Annotated in this window: 14 protein-coding genes; 3 read left to right on the top strand and 11 right to left on the bottom strand. The window is 48.4% G+C overall.

The features are described 5' to 3' along the window. The first annotated feature begins 80 nt into the window (after window positions 1-80). Entirely contained in the window at window positions 81-1,565 is a 1,485-nt protein-coding gene (locus tag FCU94_RS06025) for a sulfatase family protein (RefSeq protein ID WP_176287643.1), read from the top strand. Beyond that, window positions 1,558-3,024: a sulfatase family protein gene (locus FCU94_RS06020; RefSeq protein ID WP_176287642.1), complete on the top strand. Its 1,467-nt coding sequence runs from the start codon at window positions 1,558-1,560 to the stop codon at window positions 3,022-3,024. Before FCU94_RS06025 ends, FCU94_RS06020 begins: the two co-directional genes overlap by 8 nt. A gap of 273 nt (window positions 3,025-3,297) precedes the next feature. Here the strand turns inward: FCU94_RS06020 and FCU94_RS06015 are convergent, their stop codons facing one another. The 11 genes from FCU94_RS06015 to FCU94_RS05965 form a co-directional block, all read right to left on the bottom strand. Next, window positions 3,298-5,190 (bottom strand): ABC transporter substrate-binding protein, encoded by a 1,893-nt coding sequence (locus FCU94_RS06015; protein ID WP_176287641.1) that lies wholly within the window; start codon window positions 5,188-5,190, stop codon window positions 3,298-3,300. Window positions 5,191-5,334: 144 nt separating this feature from the next. Next, window positions 5,335-6,855 (bottom strand): putative Ig domain-containing protein, encoded by a 1,521-nt coding sequence (locus FCU94_RS06010; RefSeq protein ID WP_176287640.1) that lies wholly within the window; start codon window positions 6,853-6,855, stop codon window positions 5,335-5,337. Between the two features lie 119 nt (window positions 6,856-6,974). Further along, window positions 6,975-9,053, bottom strand: coding sequence for a polysaccharide lyase family 8 super-sandwich domain-containing protein (locus FCU94_RS06005; protein WP_176287639.1), 2,079 nt, complete (start codon window positions 9,051-9,053; stop codon window positions 6,975-6,977). A 57-nt stretch (window positions 9,054-9,110) separates the two neighbouring features. Then, on the bottom strand, window positions 9,111-11,297 hold the full coding sequence (gene gnpA, locus FCU94_RS06000; RefSeq protein ID WP_176287638.1) for a 1,3-beta-galactosyl-N-acetylhexosamine phosphorylase: 2,187 nt from the start codon (window positions 11,295-11,297) through the stop codon (window positions 9,111-9,113). Between the two features lie 58 nt (window positions 11,298-11,355). After that, a complete protein-coding gene (locus FCU94_RS05995) occupies window positions 11,356-12,525 on the bottom strand; it encodes a glycoside hydrolase family 88 protein (protein WP_176287637.1) in 1,170 nt (389 codons plus the stop codon). A gap of 167 nt (window positions 12,526-12,692) precedes the next feature. After that, the gene (gene kduD / locus FCU94_RS05990) at window positions 12,693-13,454 is read right to left on the bottom strand and encodes a 2-dehydro-3-deoxy-D-gluconate 5-dehydrogenase KduD (RefSeq protein ID WP_176287636.1); all 762 of its coding nucleotides are present in this window, start codon (window positions 13,452-13,454) and stop codon (window positions 12,693-12,695) included. Between the two features lie 122 nt (window positions 13,455-13,576). Beyond that, window positions 13,577-14,632 carry a UDP-glucose--hexose-1-phosphate uridylyltransferase gene (locus FCU94_RS05985; RefSeq protein ID WP_217906384.1) on the bottom strand — a complete coding sequence of 352 codons (1,056 nt, stop codon included), beginning with the start codon at window positions 14,630-14,632 and terminating at the stop codon, window positions 13,577-13,579. A gap of 14 nt (window positions 14,633-14,646) precedes the next feature. After that, entirely contained in the window at window positions 14,647-15,663 is a 1,017-nt protein-coding gene (gene galE, locus FCU94_RS05980) for a UDP-glucose 4-epimerase GalE (RefSeq protein WP_176287635.1), read from the bottom strand. A gap of 4 nt (window positions 15,664-15,667) precedes the next feature. Next, window positions 15,668-17,290, bottom strand: a complete 1,623-nt coding sequence (locus FCU94_RS05975) for a SulP family inorganic anion transporter (RefSeq protein WP_255199234.1) — start codon at window positions 17,288-17,290, stop codon at window positions 15,668-15,670. 18 nt (window positions 17,291-17,308) lie between these two features. Continuing rightward, the gene (locus tag FCU94_RS05970; RefSeq protein ID WP_176287634.1) at window positions 17,309-17,944 is read right to left on the bottom strand and encodes a bifunctional 4-hydroxy-2-oxoglutarate aldolase/2-dehydro-3-deoxy-phosphogluconate aldolase; all 636 of its coding nucleotides are present in this window, start codon (window positions 17,942-17,944) and stop codon (window positions 17,309-17,311) included. A 15-nt stretch (window positions 17,945-17,959) separates the two neighbouring features. Next, entirely contained in the window at window positions 17,960-18,898 is a 939-nt protein-coding gene (locus tag FCU94_RS05965) for a sugar kinase (RefSeq protein ID WP_176287633.1), read from the bottom strand. A 229-nt stretch (window positions 18,899-19,127) separates the two neighbouring features. Between FCU94_RS05965 and kduI the strand changes: the two genes are divergently transcribed. Further along, window positions 19,128-19,964 carry a 5-dehydro-4-deoxy-D-glucuronate isomerase gene (kduI, locus tag FCU94_RS05960; protein WP_176287632.1) on the top strand — a complete coding sequence of 279 codons (837 nt, stop codon included), beginning with the start codon at window positions 19,128-19,130 and terminating at the stop codon, window positions 19,962-19,964. Window positions 19,965-20,270: the final 306 nt, after the last annotated feature.

Below are 20,270 nucleotides of genomic sequence, written 5' to 3'. Positions count from 1 at the left end.
AATCACCAAATCGTGATCGACAACTCAATTTTAAAACACCATTTCAATATAATAATGTAAACTTTCTAGATAATTTGAGTATGAAAAAGCCCAATCTGCTATACGTTTTTCCCGACCAGTTCCGTTTAATGTCATTAAGCATCTGGCAAGATGCTCAGTACCAAGCGTATTTACCTGGGGTTGGAGACCCTGTCAGTACCCCACATTTAGACGCATTCATTAGGCAGTCGACATTACTCAGTAATGCGGTAAGCAACTGTCCGGTGTGCAGCCCTCACCGAGGCAGCTTGATGACCGGACAATTTCCTTCTCGCAGTGGCGTCCCGTTGAATTGCAACTCCGACCGCATTCACTCCGAGTTACCCGAAACTGCCTTTTGCTTTACCAATGCCCTGTCAATGGCTGGCTATCATGTCGGTTACATCGGTAAATGGCATTTAGACGTCCCGACGCCAAACGATCCAGTTAACCCTGGTCACTACGTCGATCCCAATGTGCCTGCTTGGGACTCTTACACTGAGCCACAGCGTCGTCATGGCATCGATTATTGGTATGGGTACGGCACGTTTGATGAACACAACAATCCACACTACTACGACACTCATGGCGTTCGTCACGAACCCAAAGTGTGGTCGGCTGAGCACGAAACCGACAAGGCCATTGAGTACCTTAAGAACGAGCATGGCGAACGCGATCCAGACAAACCGTTCGCGTTGTTTATGTCGATGAACCCACCGCACAGCCCTTACGATAGCCTTGATGATTGTCGCTTAGAGGATTGGCTGCGTTATAAAGATACGCCAGTCGAGGAGTTGTTGTTGCGCAATAATGCCGATACCCACATCGAGAAGGCACACAGCGCCGCATACTATTTTGCCAACGTGACAGGCACAGACAGTGAGTTTGGTCGCCTGGTCAACGAGCTTAAAGCGCTCGGCGAATGGGAGAACACTGTGGTTGTGTTTACTAGCGACCATGGCGAAACCTTATGTAGTCAAGGGATCAACGACGCCAAAAACTGCATTTACAATGAAGCGTTCTCTGTGCCATTTGTCATCAAAGGTGCCCAGTCGAAACAAGTAAAGCAGCATTCTGTGTTTCTAAGTAGCGCTGACATTATGCCGACGGTGCTCGGTGTCATGGGCCTAGAGCAGCAGTGTCCAAACGACATTCATGGACGTAACTTAAGCAATGCAGTGTTTGCCAATACGAGTGCTTCATTACCAAGCTGTGCGCTTTATATTCGCAATATCGATGGGTATCGTGACCACAACAATAAAGTGGTCGATTACTTCCCCGTCAGTCGAGGGCTCAAAACACAGCGTTACACCTTAGCGCTCGAAGTCGACACGCAGGGTAAACTCGAGCACACCCTATTTTTCGACAACGCACTCGACCCATACCAGTTGCACAACTTGTCTTTTAACCCTGATGCGCCTATCGAGCGCTGCCTACTAAGGGCGCTCGCCGAAGAATTAGTGCGCACAGACGACCCTTGGGTCGCCCAACGCTGGTTAACCGAACTTTTACCTTATCACCTGTTTTCAAGGAACAACCATGAGTAGTAACCACCGTCCTAACATTATTATTATCTACGCCGACGACTTAGGCTTTGGTGATGTTAGCTGTTATGGTGCCAACGACATTCCCACGCCAAATCTAGACAAGTTGGCTGAAGAGGGCCTTAAATTTCACCAAGGTTATGCCACGGCTGCCACCTGTACGCCCTCGCGCTACAGTTTGTTAACCGGGTCTTACCCTTGGCGTAACCCAGACGCGGCGGTACTGCCGGGCGACGCCCCTCAGATCATCGGTATTCACGACAGCACTATGCCGCAGATGCTGCAAAAAGTGGGCTACCGAACCGGTATTGTGGGCAAGTGGCACCTTGGCCTAGGTGATGGCGAGCTAGACTTTAACCGAGAGATCAACGGCACTCCCAACGATGTTGGTTTCGACGAGTCTTATATCATGGCCGCAACCAATGACCGCGTACCGTGTGTTTACATCGACAATCGCCACGTCGACAACCTTGACCCATCAGATCCCATTCAAGTGACCTACGACTCGGACGAAGCGTTTGTTGACGTACCAAATGGTCGCCACAACCCAGAGCTATTGGATGTGATGTACGATCACGGTCACGACGGCACCATCATTAACGGCGTGAGCCGCATCGGCCATATGCGCGGCGGTCAATCGGCTATTTGGGACGATGAGACCATGGGCGAAGTGTTTGCAGATAAAGCAATTGAGTTTATCGAGCAAAATCAAGACGAGCCGTTTTTCCTTTACTACGCAATGCACCAGCCACATGTACCGCGTATCCCGAACCCACGTTTCAGAGGTATCACACCTCATGGTGTGCGCGGCGATGTGATCGTCGAAATGGACTGGTGCATAGGTAAGGTGCTAGACAAGCTGGAATCCTTGGGCCTGAAAGACAACACCTTAGTGATCTTCTCCAGTGACAACGGTCCGGTTTTGAACGACGGTTATAAAGATCACGCGGTTGAGTTCAACGGCGAGCACCGCATGGCTGGCCCTCTGCGCGGCGGTAAGTACAGCCTATTTGAAGGTGGCACCCGAGTGCCATTTATTGTTCGCTGGCCAGCGCAAATTCAACCGGGTGAAACCAACGCTCTGTTCAACCAAGTAGACTTGTATCATTCATTTGCACAAATGGTGAATCAGCCGCTAGAGTCAGCAGAAGCGCCAGACAGCCAAGCACTACTTGAAACGCTAATCGGCCAAGATCAGGTTGGTAGAGAATCAATGGTGCTCGAGGGGATGCAGTACAAAAAGGTCTTCCGCGACCAGCGCTACGCTTACATTCCACCACACGATGATGATTTTATCTGCCAATACACAGGTAATGAGAAAGGCAACCTGTCTAAGCCGCAACTGTTCGACCTCAATGACGATGTGGGCCAGGTAGTGAACTTAGCCGAACAGATGCCAGAGAAAGTGGCTGAGCTAGACGAGAAGCTGCAAAATGTGATCAGCAGCGAGCAAACTCGGTAATTTCTGTTGCTTGAAAGCGTCTATGTTAACGACACTTAAGCTGGATTAAGCGAAAACCTCGCACTCTCATCGAATGAATGTTAGTCAACTCAAAGGCGCCACTATAATAGAGGCGCCTTTTTCTTTACTGACATTTTGACACGCGAGCAAGTGACAAGGATTTTAAAACATTGGGTTTGGTCAGTATGCCATTTGCCCAACTAACCGGAGCGTGAAAACTCATGGGTAGCACCCAGAACCTCTGGCAGAGTGTTCTAGGCGCTGCGGTGAGCGTTATTTTTGCTTCCAAAGCTGCGCTGGGCGCATCGGTCCCGGCGACGCGATACCATAAGAATGAGGTACGCTGGTGTCTGAGTTGCGTACGTCATTTTTAATAATCACGCCTTCGTCTAACGCGCGAACCGTGCCGATAAGATAAAACTCCTCTTTCGCGATTTCAATTACTTGGTGCATAAGCTTGTTTTGCTCAGTTTGAGAGGCGGTATTGGCCATCGCGTCGAGCAACTGGAACTGTTTTGCGATTGCGCCTTCGGGTTTCTCAGCAAGGTTATGGGAGTGATCGGTAGACCAATAATAGTGCGCGGTAGCCCATGTGGATTCAGGGTTTTGTGGTGCATAATTTCGGTAAGTATCCAATACCCCAATACCGCCATCCCCCGTGTTGGGAATCAAATCATGCTCATTCGCCAAACGCTGAGTTAGCACATAGGAGCCGTCTGAAATTTTCATGTCCATAAAGACACCGACTTTGGCCCAGTCATTCTTTATCAGTTCAAGGATATCGGTACGTTCGCCCGCTAAACGCTGGTCGATTAGAGTATCGATGCGCAATCGCTTACCGGTTTTGTCCAACCGGAAACCATCACTATCTCGTTTGTTTAACCCCAACTCATCTAACAACTTATTCGCTTTCTCTGGGTTGTACTCAAGATATTGGGTTGCAAACTCTGCGTTATAAAATTCGCTTCCTGGAATAGGGGCCACCTGCCAAGGCTCCACCGCTCCCGAATAAACCGCCTCACTTATCCCTTCACGATCGATAGCGTGAGACAAGGCAATACGAAACGCTTTTTGCTGATAAAGTTCACGTTTAATTGGATCTTTAATCGTTTGGTTCAACCCTAAAATCAGAGCATTCGAACTGGTTGTTGGGCGTAGTTTGTATTGGTAATTCCCTTTGTTTTCATTTTCGATAAACATAGAGCGATATTTCGGTTCACCAACAAAACGAGTTTGAAAATCAGTTTCACCGGCAGCCGCTCTCAATACCAGCTCTTCTTTGTTTTCAGAATAGGAGACATAGACCTTATCAAGGTAAGGAAGCTGGTTGCCTTCACTGTCAACAACCCAGTAATAAGGATTTCGCTCCCAAATGGCGTATTGCGTTTCAGGTGATGCGGGGACTTTGATCTTCCAAGCATTGACGGTCGGTCTCTCCGGATTTGAATAATGCTCAGGGAAGTAATGGGCGCGGCATTTCGTTTGAAAGTATTGCTGCCAGCTTTCAAATCCAGTTTTCTTAGCTTCAGCGCGCACTTGAGGATTCACTTCTGGGAGGTATTGTTCACAGTAGTGCTTAGGGAACTGCACAATATTAGAACCATCGGTATTTGCTAGCTTACGAATAAACATACCATCTGGTTTTTCGAGTTTGAATTTAACCGTATATTTATCTAAGACTTCAGCCGTTGCGGGAATATACACAGGTTTATTCCCTGACCAATCTTCCCTTGAAACAAGATCAATATAAAACTTTATATCTTCTGACGTAAATTCAACCCCATCAGACCATTTTATTCCCTCTCTAAGTTTAAGAGTATATTCAGTAAGTTCAGGGTTAACTTCAAATGAGGTAGCAATATTGGGCTCTATACCAGTGTAAGAACGATTGAAGTTAAAAAGATTATCGTATTTCATCAAGCGCATATCTAAACCAATATTACGCTTAAGTGATAAAAGGTTTAATTGTCCGCCGTACTCGCCGATTGAATCTATTGGCTCAATGACTAAAGGCTCTTTAGGAAGGCGACTCTGTACCTCTGGCAATACGCCTGTTTTAACTTGTTGTTGCAACATAGGGGCTTCATCATATGCTGCAAAAACCTGACCGCTCATAACTAGGCCAACTACCATGGCCAGTTTTTTCTTGTGGATATTAAACATCATTTATTTCTCGTAGAGTTGTATTTGTTATTGCCATGTCCTCCATGGCAATAACATACTGTCAGACTGTTACTGTTATTTCTTTTTTGATGTCTTTGATTTTAATTAAACAAAATTTAGTCAGTTTTTAGACCTAAATTCAACTTTCTAACTATGCTTATTAATTGACGATTCAGCACGTAACAACTCTGCGCTGTGCGGATGTAAATGAATCAACACTTTTGTTTCATTTATATCGACATATTGGTGTCGCCACACATCCCGAAGCTGGACGTTGGCAAAGTCGATATAGCGACTTAAGTCGAAATTCAACGTTCGATCGATATCCGAACGGTTAAATATACCTATTGCTATATCGCCGTTTTCTAGGTCTTTTATCCAAAGCTCAACGTCGTTTTCCAGACAAAAACGTCGTGCCGGCGACACTAGAGGATCTTGGTTAATATCAATCACCTCAGAGTTGGTGATCAGATTTAATGTAAACTCATCCAGTTGCTCAATATCGCAACTTAACATCAGTGGCGCCGATAAGAGTACCCACAAGGAGACTTGCGCATACTGTTCTTCGTAGGAGAGTCGAGTGGGATTAAATTGGGTATTTTTCCGATTAGGTACGCCTATACGCCCGATTTGGAGCATGTCGGGGTCTGGGTATCGGCCGGGAGCTGACAAAGCTTGCCAAGGAGCTTGAGAAAAACCAATTTTCGAGACAATTTCCCAACAGTCATGGATGTCCCCGGTTGTCCGCCAGCAGTGGCACCACTTCGCTAACTCAGCGGCATGTGCAAAAGGCGCATCATTTGACAAGCTAACCACGATATTGGCGCGAGTGCTCTGTGTGTCTCGCCACATCCGCATCGCAGTGGGGACATCATTCGGTTTCCAGTCCAGTTTAATAAACTCGAACCCCCAATCTGCAAACTGTTGGACATCCCTATCAAAAAACCACTCTCCTACCTGATTGAGTCCATTGGTATTGATGCTTGGATAGCGACCGAAAAACTGATGATATTGTTCACGGTCTTGTTCGACGAGATAGTAATCTTGGTAACGACCTTGCACATTGGGTGCGCTGCTGCCAATAAAACCAGCATAAGTCGCCTGCCATGGCGTGGTATAAATACCGGGTTTCAACCCCAGAGACTTTACAAACTGACACATGCCGCGCATATCATTGAAGCGTTCATTCGCTTGCAGGGCTAAGGTACTAGGGCAACGTTCGCCTTGCCAACAATCGTCGATATTGATGTAGCTCCAACCGTAATCAATTAATCCTTTTTCAATAAAGGCGATGGCCGTTTGTTTTATAGCGTCTTCGCTGATCAGTTCACTATGACAATACCAGCTGTTCCACCCCATCGGGGGAGTTAAGCAAATTTGATCACCAATACATAAGCGAAGCGTTTTAGTGTCTTGACCGAAAGTATTGCGCACAGTCAATTGAATCTCGTATTTGCCTGGCGTTTGAACCGTTCCTGATAGGACGCCGGTATTCGAATTAAGCGTTAATCCTGCGGGTAAATCGTCAGCAAAATAGACAATAGGTTTTGCGCCGCTAGCGGCAACTTTGTGCTGGAACGGATGATTGGGATAATAGCCAACGGTTTTAGCACCATTGATACGGGGGGCTTTGCTCGGTTTAGGCGTGCGAATTGGGCAATATGACATAAATAGATCCTAGCGAACTCAAATACACATTCAGTGAGGAGTTCTTAACAGAGAGTGACAAATGAAGAGATTCTAATGACACTCTCTGAATTTAGGTGGGAGCTTATCAGTCTTTTACACTAAACAAGGTTGCAAGTTCTTTTAGGCTTAGCATTAATCAAACCTGGACTGGCGTTCAGCCCATCAAAGTTCTGCTTGGCACATTTTTCAATACAGCGATGAACACTCTCACCTAACTTCGCCCGGTCTGATGCGGTGCTCACTTGCATTTGGTACTCGCAACCATGTTCGACAATCACAATGTTGATCATCGCACTGCGCCCTGGGGTGGCGACGGAGAGGCTAAAGCAATGCGCTTCGTTCTCACAGGCCAACACGCACGGTTGATCGACTTGGATCGACAATCCACCTTCGAGACTCAAGGTTGCTGGCGCATAAAACACACAGCCAATACGCTTATCGGCAACGACCGCTTGCGTTTGTTTGCTATTCGACACCACTAACGCTTTAGGTGCGTCTGCGTATTGGCGTGTTTGCTCAACGGTCGCGTCCGGCAACAGTGTATATTGATAACTCGCATCGCTTGGATGAACACCATGGTGGATCGTCAGCTCAAATACTTCTGCGTCGAGCGGCTTGTCAGTTAAATGTTGGTTAATCCACCGCCACGAAGAAAAGCGCGTTTCACACTTCAGAACGGCGCTTTGATCGTGCAGAACATAGCCGATATCACCATGGTGCAACCAGCGCTGGGCGTGTGTATCCAATGCGCCCGACTCCGCGATGTTATCTCGAAACAACGGCTTCTGGTAACGACACTGGTTGAGAGTGGTCACAACTGGCTGCGAATGGGTGGAACTGATGCCCGCTCCCAAGGCGACGACCATGTCACCAAAGAAAAACCAAGATTTTAGCGCTTGGGTTTGCTGTGCGTTCAGCTCAAAGGTAAAGATCCCCCAGCGGCTATTCGACACGCCGCCTGTCCAATGGGTTTGCTGCTCCACCCTGCCCCACTCGTGCGCAGGCATTGCCACTTGCGGATTCGTCACACCAGGAACGCGGCGCCAATCCCACATCGGAAAGAGGTTGCGGTACTCGTCGCCATTCACCCCGATATTCATGCTGCCAAAGCCCAACCAATAACCAAACAAGTTTTCTTGGTTACCCGTTTCGATTGGGTTGGTTCGTTCAGAATTGGCTTTCACGGTGACGGCATAACGGTCAGAAACCGAGACGGCATAATCAGAGCGCCAAAAATGCTTGTATCCCGTGAAGGGGTAAGGCTCCCCATTTAAGTGGGCGAGGTAGCTGTCAAATAAGCAGGCATCTTGAGGAAAGATGGCTTTAAGCATCCGCGCTTGAGTGCCAAGCACTTCGCGACTAAACGGCTTTTCCAAATTCGGTTTGGCTACCGCTCTGCCGCAAACGTTGTAATCCCACTGACCATTTCTGGTCATCCACACACTACCAAGTAGAAAGTAGTCCCTGAGTATCGACTGAACAGGCACGGGAAACGCAAACGGGGTATGATGTGTAGCATAACACCAAGGCAGGGCGACGTTATAAAATGACTCTCCGTAACCTCCGTTTTGCAGTTGCGGACCGTGCTGTTGATAAGAGTAATCAGCCTGGATCCCTTCGTCTTCTGTCACGCAAATGGTGTCGCAAATCGCCACCATCGCAGCGTGAAAACGATTTTCGTTGTGACTCAGTAGCGCGCCAAACGCCATCGCGTGGGCAAGGTCTGCTTTATTTGCCCCGGTCATGGTCGCGCAGGTTGGAAAATCAGCAATTAATTGCGCTTTTAATCCACTAGGTAATTGCGCTGACAACAGCAAAGCTATCGGGCCTAACAGGCGCTGCTTACCGATTTGATTCCACCACCAATTCCAGTTCTGAGGATTAACGCGATACCAATGCTGCAACGCCTCTAGCGCAAGCTCCGCGGCGACTTTGCTTTGACTGCGGTAATGCTCACACGCCAGCAGCAATACTCGCTGTAAGTAAACCCGGATGATTTCGCCATCTTGCTCTGCACCCGGCAAATCAATATCGTACCAACCGCCGTCACGACAAAAGCTCTGCTGCCAATTCGCCAACCCCTCGTCACTGCGAGTTCGCGAATGGGTCTCTGACTGTTGACGGATGATTTCGTCGGTCACCACAGCTTGAATATTGATCAAATGCTGAGAGATCATGACATTAAAATTCCTTGTATAAAAAAGAAGGCGCTTGCGCGCCTTCGTTGGTAGGGGTTAATTATCTAGCCAAATCCATTGATACGGATCTAAGCGCAGGTCAATTGACTGACCTTGGGTGTTCGTTACCGTGGTGGTTTGCACTTGATCACTAAAGTTCACTGCCGCCGCTTTGTTGGTGTGCGGATAAAACGCAACATCGACATTCGGGTTCGCCGACAACCAGCTAAAGGAGGTACTTTCTTGCTGCGCCAACCAGATCAATACGTATTGCAGCAAACGTGCGTTGTCCATGGTGAACGGTAAGTTACCCAAATACACCGCACGGCCCTGACCATAGTCACGCGCCGTAAACGCCAAGTGCTGGCCTTGAGCCGCAATCACGGTTAGATCCTGCGCTTGCGGGTACACATAGCTTGCGTTGCCAAAGTCTTCGTTGCCGGTAATAAACTGGCTTAAGTAGTGATCTTGAGCAATTTCAAGCGGCATCGCCACTCGGCCCATTGTCAGAGACGTCTCTTTCTCTAAGCCAAACACATCCCCCAGTTGGAAGTAACGGCCGTTTTTCTGGAACGCAGAAGGGTCAGAGACCCCAAGTAGGCCGCCACCAAGCGCCACGAACTCGCGCAACTTAACGATGATGTCTGCGTCATCCCAACACTCGCCGCCACTCCATGCCGAGTTTGCGTCACCCGTATTGATGATGACTTTGATTTCAGGGTCGATGCCGTTTTGTTTGATGTCATCAAAGCTGATGAATTCCACATCAAACGGTAGGCCAGAGAGACACTCAAGCAGGTTGTTACCCACTAGTTCCATCACATCCGGACGAGGCGGTACGTAAAAACGCTGATCACGCGCTTGGTTTTGTAGCCAGCTACGCGCTTCACCCCAAGCACTGAGTACCGCCACTTTACCCGGCAGTTTTTGCGATTCTGTACGTTGGGTATTGTCGAGATACTCACCAAACTGCTGAGAAATATCAGTAACATGATCGATAAAATGCGGGAACTTGTTCGCTAATGACAAATAACCACCATACCCGATACGATCGAGCGGTTTTTGCAGCATCGCACGGCGAATCTTAGTCCAGTTCGACATCGACTCTACCACCGGGTCGTTCCCTTCACTGAACACATCAGGGAAGAAGTACGGGTAAAAACGTGCTTCGCGGATTTGGTCACCGCCCGAGTCGGTCAAACGACGCAGTGCCACACCGTCTTCCACCGCACCAACGTTAATGTCGATACCGATTTGCTGGTAGCTGGCTAAGAATGGTTCAGTTCCGATCCAGTGGTCGCCCTGGAACATCGCTGTGCGCTTACCTGCATCGTGCGCCATTTTCACCAATTCCGCAGCAAACTCGACCACGAACTCTTGCACAAATGTCATCCAGTCGCGGTATTGCTGTGATGGCACTTTGTAGGTGCCGTTGTAGTAACCGGCGTCCACAAAGTCTTCTGGCGATAACTTGTAGCCAAAGCGCTTTTCAAAATCCTGCAGTGCACGTGGGCTGACGGTTTCACCGTAACCCGTCCAGTCACGGTAGATGTCTTGGTTCTGCTCACCGGTATCGATCACAAACAGGAACGCGAACGTGGTAAAGCGAACGACTGTGGTGTTTGGATGCGTCTCTAACCAGTGTTGGAAGTGCTTAAGCAAATGCGCGCGGCACTCAGGGTGGTATGGATCGAGACTCTTGATGCGCGGGCCATCCCAATCATTGGTAAGCGCGTTGTACATCGACACACTATCCCAAACTTGGCGAGCCATAAAGGTTACTGTGTACTCGTGGTAGCGGTTAACATTGGTGACTTCAACGCTCTGCGTCTGCGCGTCAAACGACCAGTTATCAACCGAGATCACTTCACCCGTGGTGCGGTTACGGACTTCCCACCACTGTTTAGGCTCGCTGTCGTCGTCAAGTTCATACTTGTCTTTACTGTAGCCATCCAAGGGTTGAATAGTCACGCTGTCACTCATTGCTGTCACAGGGAAAGACATCAGATATTTGCGGTGAAGGTATTCAGGGTGTTGATTGGCGTAATCTTGGTCTGCGCGCACCAGGCACATGACTGAATAGATGTCGCTGTCTTGCTCTGCCAATGAATCAGGCATGCTGGTACCGTCACTGTCACGCAACGCGTCCGCTTGCCAACGCTGATAAAGATCCAGTACAACGTCTTCCTGACCGACTTCTACAGGCAGGGTCATATGACCTTTACGAGAGGCAATCTTGGTCATGATATGCTCCAAAAATGTGGGTAAAACGGGGGTGACTCCCCCGTAAGAAATCGAATAATTACCAGAAGAAGTTCTGGTAGCCATTGGCGCGCATCAGCGCTTCTAAGTAGTAGTAATCACCGTATGGCAACATGTTGTCGCACAGGCCAACTTTGACGAACGATGCACCGTGAGCCAATAGCCCAAGAGCATTCTCATCACCCGTCAGGTCACACGTATCTATCAGACCTTGCAGCAGGTATAAACCCCAATCACGGTACTGTTTTGCTTCTTCTGCATCTTCAATGCACTGTGCAATCAGCAGTAGACCTGCCGCGGTAATCGCACCCGCTGAACTGTCTTTGTATTGAATTTCATCCGCTGGCAATGAGTAGTCCCAAACGGGCACACCATCATCAGTGATCTGTTCCACCGCATAACGAGCCAGCTTTTTCGCCAGTGTTAGGAACTTCTCTTCACCTGTGTATAGGTAAGTTTGCGCAAAACCATGCACCGCCCACGATTGACCGCGCGCCCAGCAAGAGTCGTCAGCGTAACCTTGGAACGTTTCGCCTTTGATCGGCTGTTGAGTGACAGGATCAAAATTGAACGAGTGGTAGGTTGAGAAATCATCACGGACAATGTGTTTTGCCAGTGTCTCACTGTGCGTTTTCGCTGCTTGAGCGTACACTGGAGAACCCGTCACTTTGCCAGCCCAGAACAGTAAAGCCGTGTTCTGCAAAGAATCAATGATCGACTTACCCTGTGTAATCTCAGGGCCGAGTGGATGCGTATCGTTCCACGCGACAATATAGCCACCAATTTTACGGAAACGATGAATAAGGTGGTCAGCCGCGCGAATCGCCATCATTTTTGACTCTTCATCGCCCGTTAGGTTGTAGTCTGCTACACAGCTCAAGCTGTATTGAAAACCAAGATCGTGATCTAACCAAAACGGATCCAACAACATATCGGCAAAGTAGCGCTTACGTAGCTTTGCGCTGTTTTTAAACTGCTGGTCTGCGGTCATCTGGTAGCAAAGCCATAGCTCGCCTGTCCAGAATGACGATACCCAGTCGAACTGGCCGCAGTAGTCCCACTGATTATCATCAGTACCAATCTTAGGGTTACGCTCACCAATCTTAGGAATGTTTCGCTTAATGGATTCCACTACCGTCGGTAGGTGGTTAATCACTCTCTGCTCATCCAGTGCTTTTGGCAACGGACGTAAAGTAATCGCTTCGGTCATAAAAATCTCTCAACACCTTTGCAACGCAAAGAAAAGGGTTAATGAATGTGATGGCGCTAGTGTATCGACTTATCAATAGTCAAACACAACCATTGCTCACATTTTTTAAAACACCTTTTCACTTTTAAATTCAAGTTCAAAAAAAGGCTGCATCGCAGCCTCAATTTTTATCGTGCCAGCCAACCGCCATCGACCGCCACGGTGTAACCGTTGACATAATCGGAGGCAGGCGATGCCAAAAAGACCACCGGACCAGCTAAGTCACTTGGTACGCCCCAGCGCTGCGCTGGGATGCGGTCGAGAATGGCTGCATTTCGCTCTTCGTCGGCACGTAACGCGGCGGTATTATTGGTAGCCATATAGCCCGGAGCAATCGCGTTAACATTGATGCCTTGCGCCGCCCATTCGTTTGCCAACAAGCGGGTTACCCCCATCACTGCACTCTTAGACGCCGTGTACGACGGCACGCGAATACCACCTTGGAACGACAACATAGAGGCGATATTAATGATCTTACCGCCACCCTGTTGCGACTTGAATTGCTTAGCCACCGCTTGACTTAAAAAGAACACACTCTTGATATTGACGTCCATCACATCGTCCCAGTCTTTCTCACTGAACTCGATAGCATCGGCACGACGGATGATCCCTGCGTTGTTCACTAGAACATCAATTCGACCCGCGGCACTGACGGCCTGGTCGACCACTGAAGTGATCACCGAATGGTCACTCAGATCGGCAGTAATCGGGTAGAATTTTCTCCCTGCCGCTTCCACTAAGCTTGGCGTGTCTTCCGCATCTGCGTAATTGACACCCACGATGTCACAACCCGCTTGTGCGAGCGCAACCGCCATTGCTTGTCCTAATCCAGTATTACATCCAGTAACTAAAGCTACCTTCCCGACTAGATTAAACGTATCTAATACCATTTTATTTACCTTGTAATTTTGCGCACACCTAAAAAGAAATGCGATATATATTTTATTGAAACATCATTTCACTAATTAATAAAGGCAAAAATTTTTTGACCTATCAATATGTGACTTGCTTCTTATTTACTTGTTGCAGATTTAAAGTGCACGCTACTCACGTTACGTAAACGTTCTGCTGCTTGCTCCGGCGTAAGGTCTCGCTGGCTTTCGGCCAACATCTCATATCCCACCATGAACTTACGCACAGACGCACTGCGCAGTAATGGCGGATAAAAACAAGCATGCACTTGCCAATACTCACTTGGGTTGCCTTCAACAAATGGCGCGCCATGCCACCCCATTGAGTAAGGGAATGAGCACTGAAACAAATTATCGTAACGCGTGGTCAGTTGCTTGAGAGCAAGTGACAAGTCTTGCTGTTGTGCCAGCGACAGTTCCGTCAAACGTCCTGCTTTTGCTTTAGGTAGCAGCAGTGTTTCAAATGGCCATGCCGCCCAATAAGGCACTAAAGCAACCCAATGTTCTGTTTCAACGACAACGCGTTCACCCGATGCCAACTCACGTTGTACATAGTCCAATAACATTGGCGCTCCGTGCTGGGCGTAGTAACGCTGTTGGTTTTGTTCTTTTCTTTCCACCAGAGTCGGAACAAAACTGTTGGCCCAAATCTGGCCATGTGGATGAGGCTGAGAGCACCCCATTGTCTCGCCCTTGTTTTCAAATACTTGAACCCAAGGGTACGACTGGCTTAGCTCTTCGGTCTGCTGAATCCAGGTCGCCACCACTTGATCTAACTCATCCAGCTCTAGCTCTGGTAAGGTACGACTATGGTCAGGAGAGAAACAAATCACACGGCTCTCCCCAGTTGCACTGTGCATCTGGAACAAGGGATCGTCGCTTGAAGGGGATTCAGGCGTCTCGGTCGTCAGCGCCGCAAAATCGTTTTTGAACACAAACGTGCCTTGGTAGTCCGGGTTAACATCACCGCTCACGCGCGTGTTACTTGGACACAAAAAGCATTCCGGCTCATACGTGGCCAGCTGCTCGATGCTTGGTGTTTCTTGCTGTCCGTGCCAAGGACGCTTGGCACGATGAGGAGAAACAAGTACCCACTCTCCGCTTAGCGGATTGTAACGACGATGTGGGTGCTCAGAGACATCAAATGTTTCCAACATTGTGGTTCCTTAAATTAAGATTGGTATCCGTTCGGGTTCGATTGTTGCCAGTTCCAGCTATGTTCGACCATGTCGGTTAAGCGGTACTTCGCTTTCCATCCCAACTCTTGTTCGGCTTTCGCTGGGTTAGCGAAACACTCAGCAATATCGCCCGGGCGTCGCGCCTCCATTCGAACCGGAAGATCTCGTCCCAAGACGCCATTCATTGCGTTCACCATCTGCAATACACTGACGCCATTGCCGGTCCCAAGGTTGTAGACATGCAGACCAGCAACTTCGCCGCGTTTTTCCAGTGCCGCCACATGGCCGTCCACTAGGTCTTCGACGTGGATGTAATCGCGTACTCCGGTTCCGTCTTCGGTTGGGTAATCGCTACCAAATATAGATAACGCGTCACGGCGACCAATCGCGACTTGCGTGATAAATGGCATCAGGTTGTTTGGGATGCCACTTGGGTCTTCGCCGATACGGCCGCTCGGATGCGCGCCAATCGGGTTGAAGTAACGCAGCAAGGTGATGCTCCAGCCTGAGTTGGCATTGGCTAAATCTGCAAGACAACGCTCGACCATATATTTGCTGGTACCATAAGGGTTGGTGGTCCCACCCGTTGGGCTTTGCTCATCAATCGGCACCACGGCAGGGTCGCCGTATACCGTTGCTGAAGAACTGAAGATCAGTTTGTTGACTTGCGCATCACGCATGGCAGCTAACAAGTTCAAGGTGCCTGATACATTGTTGTCGTAGTAGGCTAGTGGCTGAGCGACAGACTCCCCCACCGCTTTCAAGCCCGCAAAGTGCATCACAGCAGAGATATTGTGGTCGGCAAAAATACTCGCCAGTACCTTGCTGTCTCGAATATCACCTTGATAAACCCTTAGCGGTGACCCGGTCAGTTCTTCGATTCGACCAATCACGCTCGGGTGACTGTTCGAGTAGTTATCCAAGACGATTGGCGTATGCCCAGCGTGATGTAACGCGACACACGCGTGGCTACCGATGTAACCGCATCCACCCGTAACAAGTACGTTCATAGTGTTACTTCCTAGAAGTCAAAGTTAATAAAGGGGTTAAACGTTCGGAGAAGTTCTCTTCTTGAACGTGCTTAGAACCGTTAAGTAACGACTCTTTTGCCTTCGCTTTAAATCGGCAGAAGTAGACCTGTCGACCGCTACTGGCGATATAGTCATCGAGCATTTGTACACCAAGGTGATCGATGAAGTTAATGCCGCGACCTAGAATGATCACACGCTGTGCGGTGATGTTTTGTAGCTCTTGGTTGAGGTATTGAATACAGCCAAAGAAAATTGAACCATTGATACGAATCACTTCAACATCTTTGTCTTCAAGGTGGACAAGCTCTGATGTCAACGACTCAATCACAGGTTGCGACGTGCGGCGCAAATAGAAAAACAGCGATGCAACGACACCCACGTAGATTGCCCATTCCAAATGCAGTACGAGTGCGGCGACAAAGGTCGCGACCAATACCACCGTCTCTTTAATATCTTGCTCAAACAGCGTTTTAATATGGTGAAAGTCCACCAAGTTCCAAGCCACCACCAGCAACAAACCGCCCATACCTGCAATTGGAATATACGCCGCGTATTGAACAAACAGCGCCATGATGACCAATAGAATCAAGCCAGCAAATACGGCAGCTAACGGCGTTTTTGCCCCGCTGGTGTAATTGACTCCACTACGGGTAAACGAACCAGAAGAGACATAACAAGAGAAGAAAGAGCCCACAACATTCGATAACCCCTGACCAATAAACTCTTGGTTACTGTCGAGTTGCTGTCGAGATTTAATCGCAACGGATCGACCAATCGAAATGGCTTCCACCAAACCCAGCATCGCCACAGCGATAACGCCGCCCAACATGGATTCTAAATGCGCAAGACCGATAAACGGTGACGACAAACTCAAGTAAGCGCTGCTCACTTCACCCACCAATGCGACATCATTGCCAAATAAATTCATGCCATACGCCGCGCCCATTGCCACTAACGTGGCTAACAGCATATGGGGCGCTTTGGGGGCCGCTTGCTTGACCAATATACAAGTCGCAATCGTGATCACACCGATGACCATCTCTTTGATGTCGAGTTGACCCAAGTGAGAAAAGAGTAGATTAACGTTCTCAATCGCGGTTTCGCCCGACGCGTAGTGTAAACCCAGCACATGTTTAAGCTGGCTGATCGCAATGATGAGCGCCGCGCCCGCGGTAAAGCCCAACACAACCGAGTGGGAGACAAAATTGACCACCGCACCAAATCGCAGTAGACCAAACAGCAGTTGTACTAATCCGGCGCACAGCGTCAAAGTAAAGCAAAGCTGAATATAGAGAGGTGTTCCCGGATCAGCAAACTGACTGACCGTCGTAAACACAATGACCGAAAGCGCGGCGGTTGGCCCCGAAATCAAATGGTGTGATGAGCCAAACAAGGCGGCTAGAATCGCCGGTATGATCGCGGTGTACAAGCCGTACTCCGGCGGTAACCCAGCGATCATTGCATACGCTACACCTTGCGGTAGAACGATAATTGCGCCGGTAAGTCCCGCCCAAAAGTCCGCTTTGACTGTCTGTGAGGTTACTTGGGGTAACCAGTTTAAGAACGGAAAATACAAGGCAAGCTTACGGCTGCTTTTGGCCATCATTCAGGTTACCCCTTGATTTTATTGCTCAGAAAGCGCGCAAACCACTTGCTGCACTAGTTTGCCAATTGCTGCCCAATCTTGCGCGTCAATCAGGTCTCCTGGCACCATCCAAGTCCCGCCACAAGCCAACACGCTTGGGATCTCTAGGTACGACTCGATATTGCTCGCCGAGACACCACCCGTTGGCATAAATTGTACCGGGTATACCGCGCTCAAAGCCTTGAGCATCGCAGTACCACCCGATGCACTTGCTGGGAAGAATTTAAGCGTTTTAAGCCCCATTTCCATCGCTTGCTCAACCAAACTCGGGTTGTTAACACCCGGCACAATGACCACACCGCGTTGCTGCGCGTACTTGACAACCGTCGGGTTGAAACCCGGGCTCACAATAAAATCGACACCCGCTTCAATTGCTTGGTCCACTTGTTGGGTCGTGACAACGGTACCCGCACCGATCAGCATCTCTGGATAAGCTTCACGCATTAAGCGAATTGCTTCATGGCCCGCTTCTGTACGGAACGTCACTTCAGCGCACGGTAGCCCGTTGTCCACTAAGGTTTGTGCAAGTGGCACGGCCAACGCTGCATCTTTGATTGCAATCACAGGCACAACTTTGACATTGGCCAGCTGCTGTTCTAGCGACAAGTTACTCATTTTTCTCTCCCAGTATTAATCAGAAATTTGCGGCATGTGCTGTACATCAATCACTGCCCCTTTGTGCTGTATCACGGTGCCTGCTAGGGTATGGCCGGCACGCGCTGCTTTGACGCAATCTTGTGTCACTAACCATTGGTAGAGGTAGCCCGCATTGAACGAATCGCCGGCCGCGGTTGTATCGACGACTTGCGCAACTTGGCTCGTTGTCACCCACTGCTCATCATCCTCAGTAAGGACCAAGCATCCATCAGCGCCCGATTTAATAACCAGTTGCGAGATAGCAAATTCACGCAAACGCTCAAGCGTGGCTTGGGGCGATTGATCACCAAACAGCAATTGTTCATCATCAAAAGTCAGCAATGCGATGTCACTCAACTGATAAAGCTGAATAAATCGTTGCTGAGCTTGGGCTTTGGTTAGCCACAAGTTTGGTCGGTAGTTGGTGTCAAAAGCGATCAAACAGCCATGCTCTTTTAGTCGCTTAAGAAGATCGATAAGCAAGTTGCTTTGGCTGGCAGTAAGAATTGCTAACGTGATACCGCTGAGATAAATCACATCGTATTGCTTTAACTGTTGATAAAGCTGCTCTGGCTCTTCTCGGTTTAACCATTGCCTAACAGCAGCATCGTTGCGCCAGTAGAAGAAATCTCGCTCACCGCACGGACGGTTTTCAATCATATAAAGCCCGGGCAACTTGTCGCTATAACGGCTTACCTGACTCACGTCGATACCTTCGCTTTGCCATGCAGACACCATTGCATCGCTGAGTTTGTCTTTACCTAAAGCCGTAAAGTAACTGACCATCAAAGGCTGTTTATATTGCGCTGATAAACGTGATAGATACAGCGCAGTGTTTAACGTATCACCGCCAAATGCTTGCTCAATGCCGTCTTCTGTTTTACGTAGTTCCACCATACATTCGCCAATGATGGCCACTTTCTTGTCGTGCATGACTCCACACCAAATCTCTATCAATTGTTGCTCACTATACTCGATGAAAATTGCCTACTCAATCATTTTGAAACAGCATTTCATTTTTAATTACACAAATTTGCAATAGTGTGACGTAAATAGTAAAACGACATTTCAAATTGGAAAGTTAAACAAACAAGGTGCTAGGATTTGTTTCATCCAGTTTGTGATGCCTGAAATACAGGCCAAATGTTAAGAGAGAAGTAGAATGCAAATTCGTCAAGCTATTCACAGCGAGCATGCAAAACAATTAGACACAGAAGAACTTCGTAACGAGTTTCTTGTTGAAGATATTTTTGTTGCTGACCAACTCACTATGACTTACAGCCATATCGATCGAATCGTATTTGGTGGCGTTAAGCCAGTGAATACTCAAGTTGAACTCGATGCAGATTTGGGCAAGAAAATCGGCGTAGAGTACTTTCTGCAGCGTCGTGAGCTTGGTGTAATTAACGTAGGTGGTGATGGTGTGATCACCGTTGATGGCGAAACATACACGGTAAATGCTCAAGAAGCACTGTACATCGGTATGGGTGCACGCGAGGTTTCTTTCAGCAGTAACGATGCGGATGCACCTGCTAAGTTCTACTACAACTGTGCACCAGCACACACGAAGTACCCAAATAAGCGCATTACGCTTGCAGAAGCATCACCGGTCACGCTCGGCGACAGTGAAACAAGCAACAAGCGTACGATTTACAAGTACATCGTTCCTGACGTACTACCAACGTGTCAGCTACTAATGGGACTCACCAAGCTTGAGCAAGGCTCGCTTTGGAACACCATGCCTTGTCACACCCATGATCGTCGTATGGAAGTGTACTTCTACTTTGGTATGCAAGAAGACAGCGCAGTGTTCCACTTTATGGGTGAGCCACAACAGACTCGTCATCTAGTGGTTCGTAACGAACAAGCGGTTATCTCTCCAAGTTGGTCAATTCACTCTGGCGTTGGCACTCAAGCGTACACCTTTATCTGGGGTATGGTGGGTGAAAACCAAGAGTTCACTGACATGGACCACATTGCTATGCAAGATCTGCGTTAACTCCGCTTGGTTACTGAAAACATTGGCCCTACTTTTGTAGTTGTTTGAAGTAACTAGGATATAGCTGATTAATTAAGATATTGTTTGCAGTTCAAGCGCCCGTTAAGGGCGCTTTTTTTTCGTTCGCAACACGCGGCCAGTCCATTTTCCTATAAAATTTCCCGCAAGAGCACGCAGTTTTGACTAGCATTACTGATAGGACTGTTAATACAAAATTACAAATGCAGTCATTTAGACATACTTGCTGGAGAACTATCGGCTTAAGGGAAACACCTTTATCAAAGGTTTCACCTAGTTTGACCCAGC

It is taken from the genome of Vibrio sp. JPW-9-11-11 (assembly GCF_013369335.1).
Taxonomy (GTDB): Bacteria; Pseudomonadota; Gammaproteobacteria; order Enterobacterales; family Vibrionaceae; genus Vibrio.
This window is presented reverse-complemented; position numbering and strand designations above follow the sequence as displayed.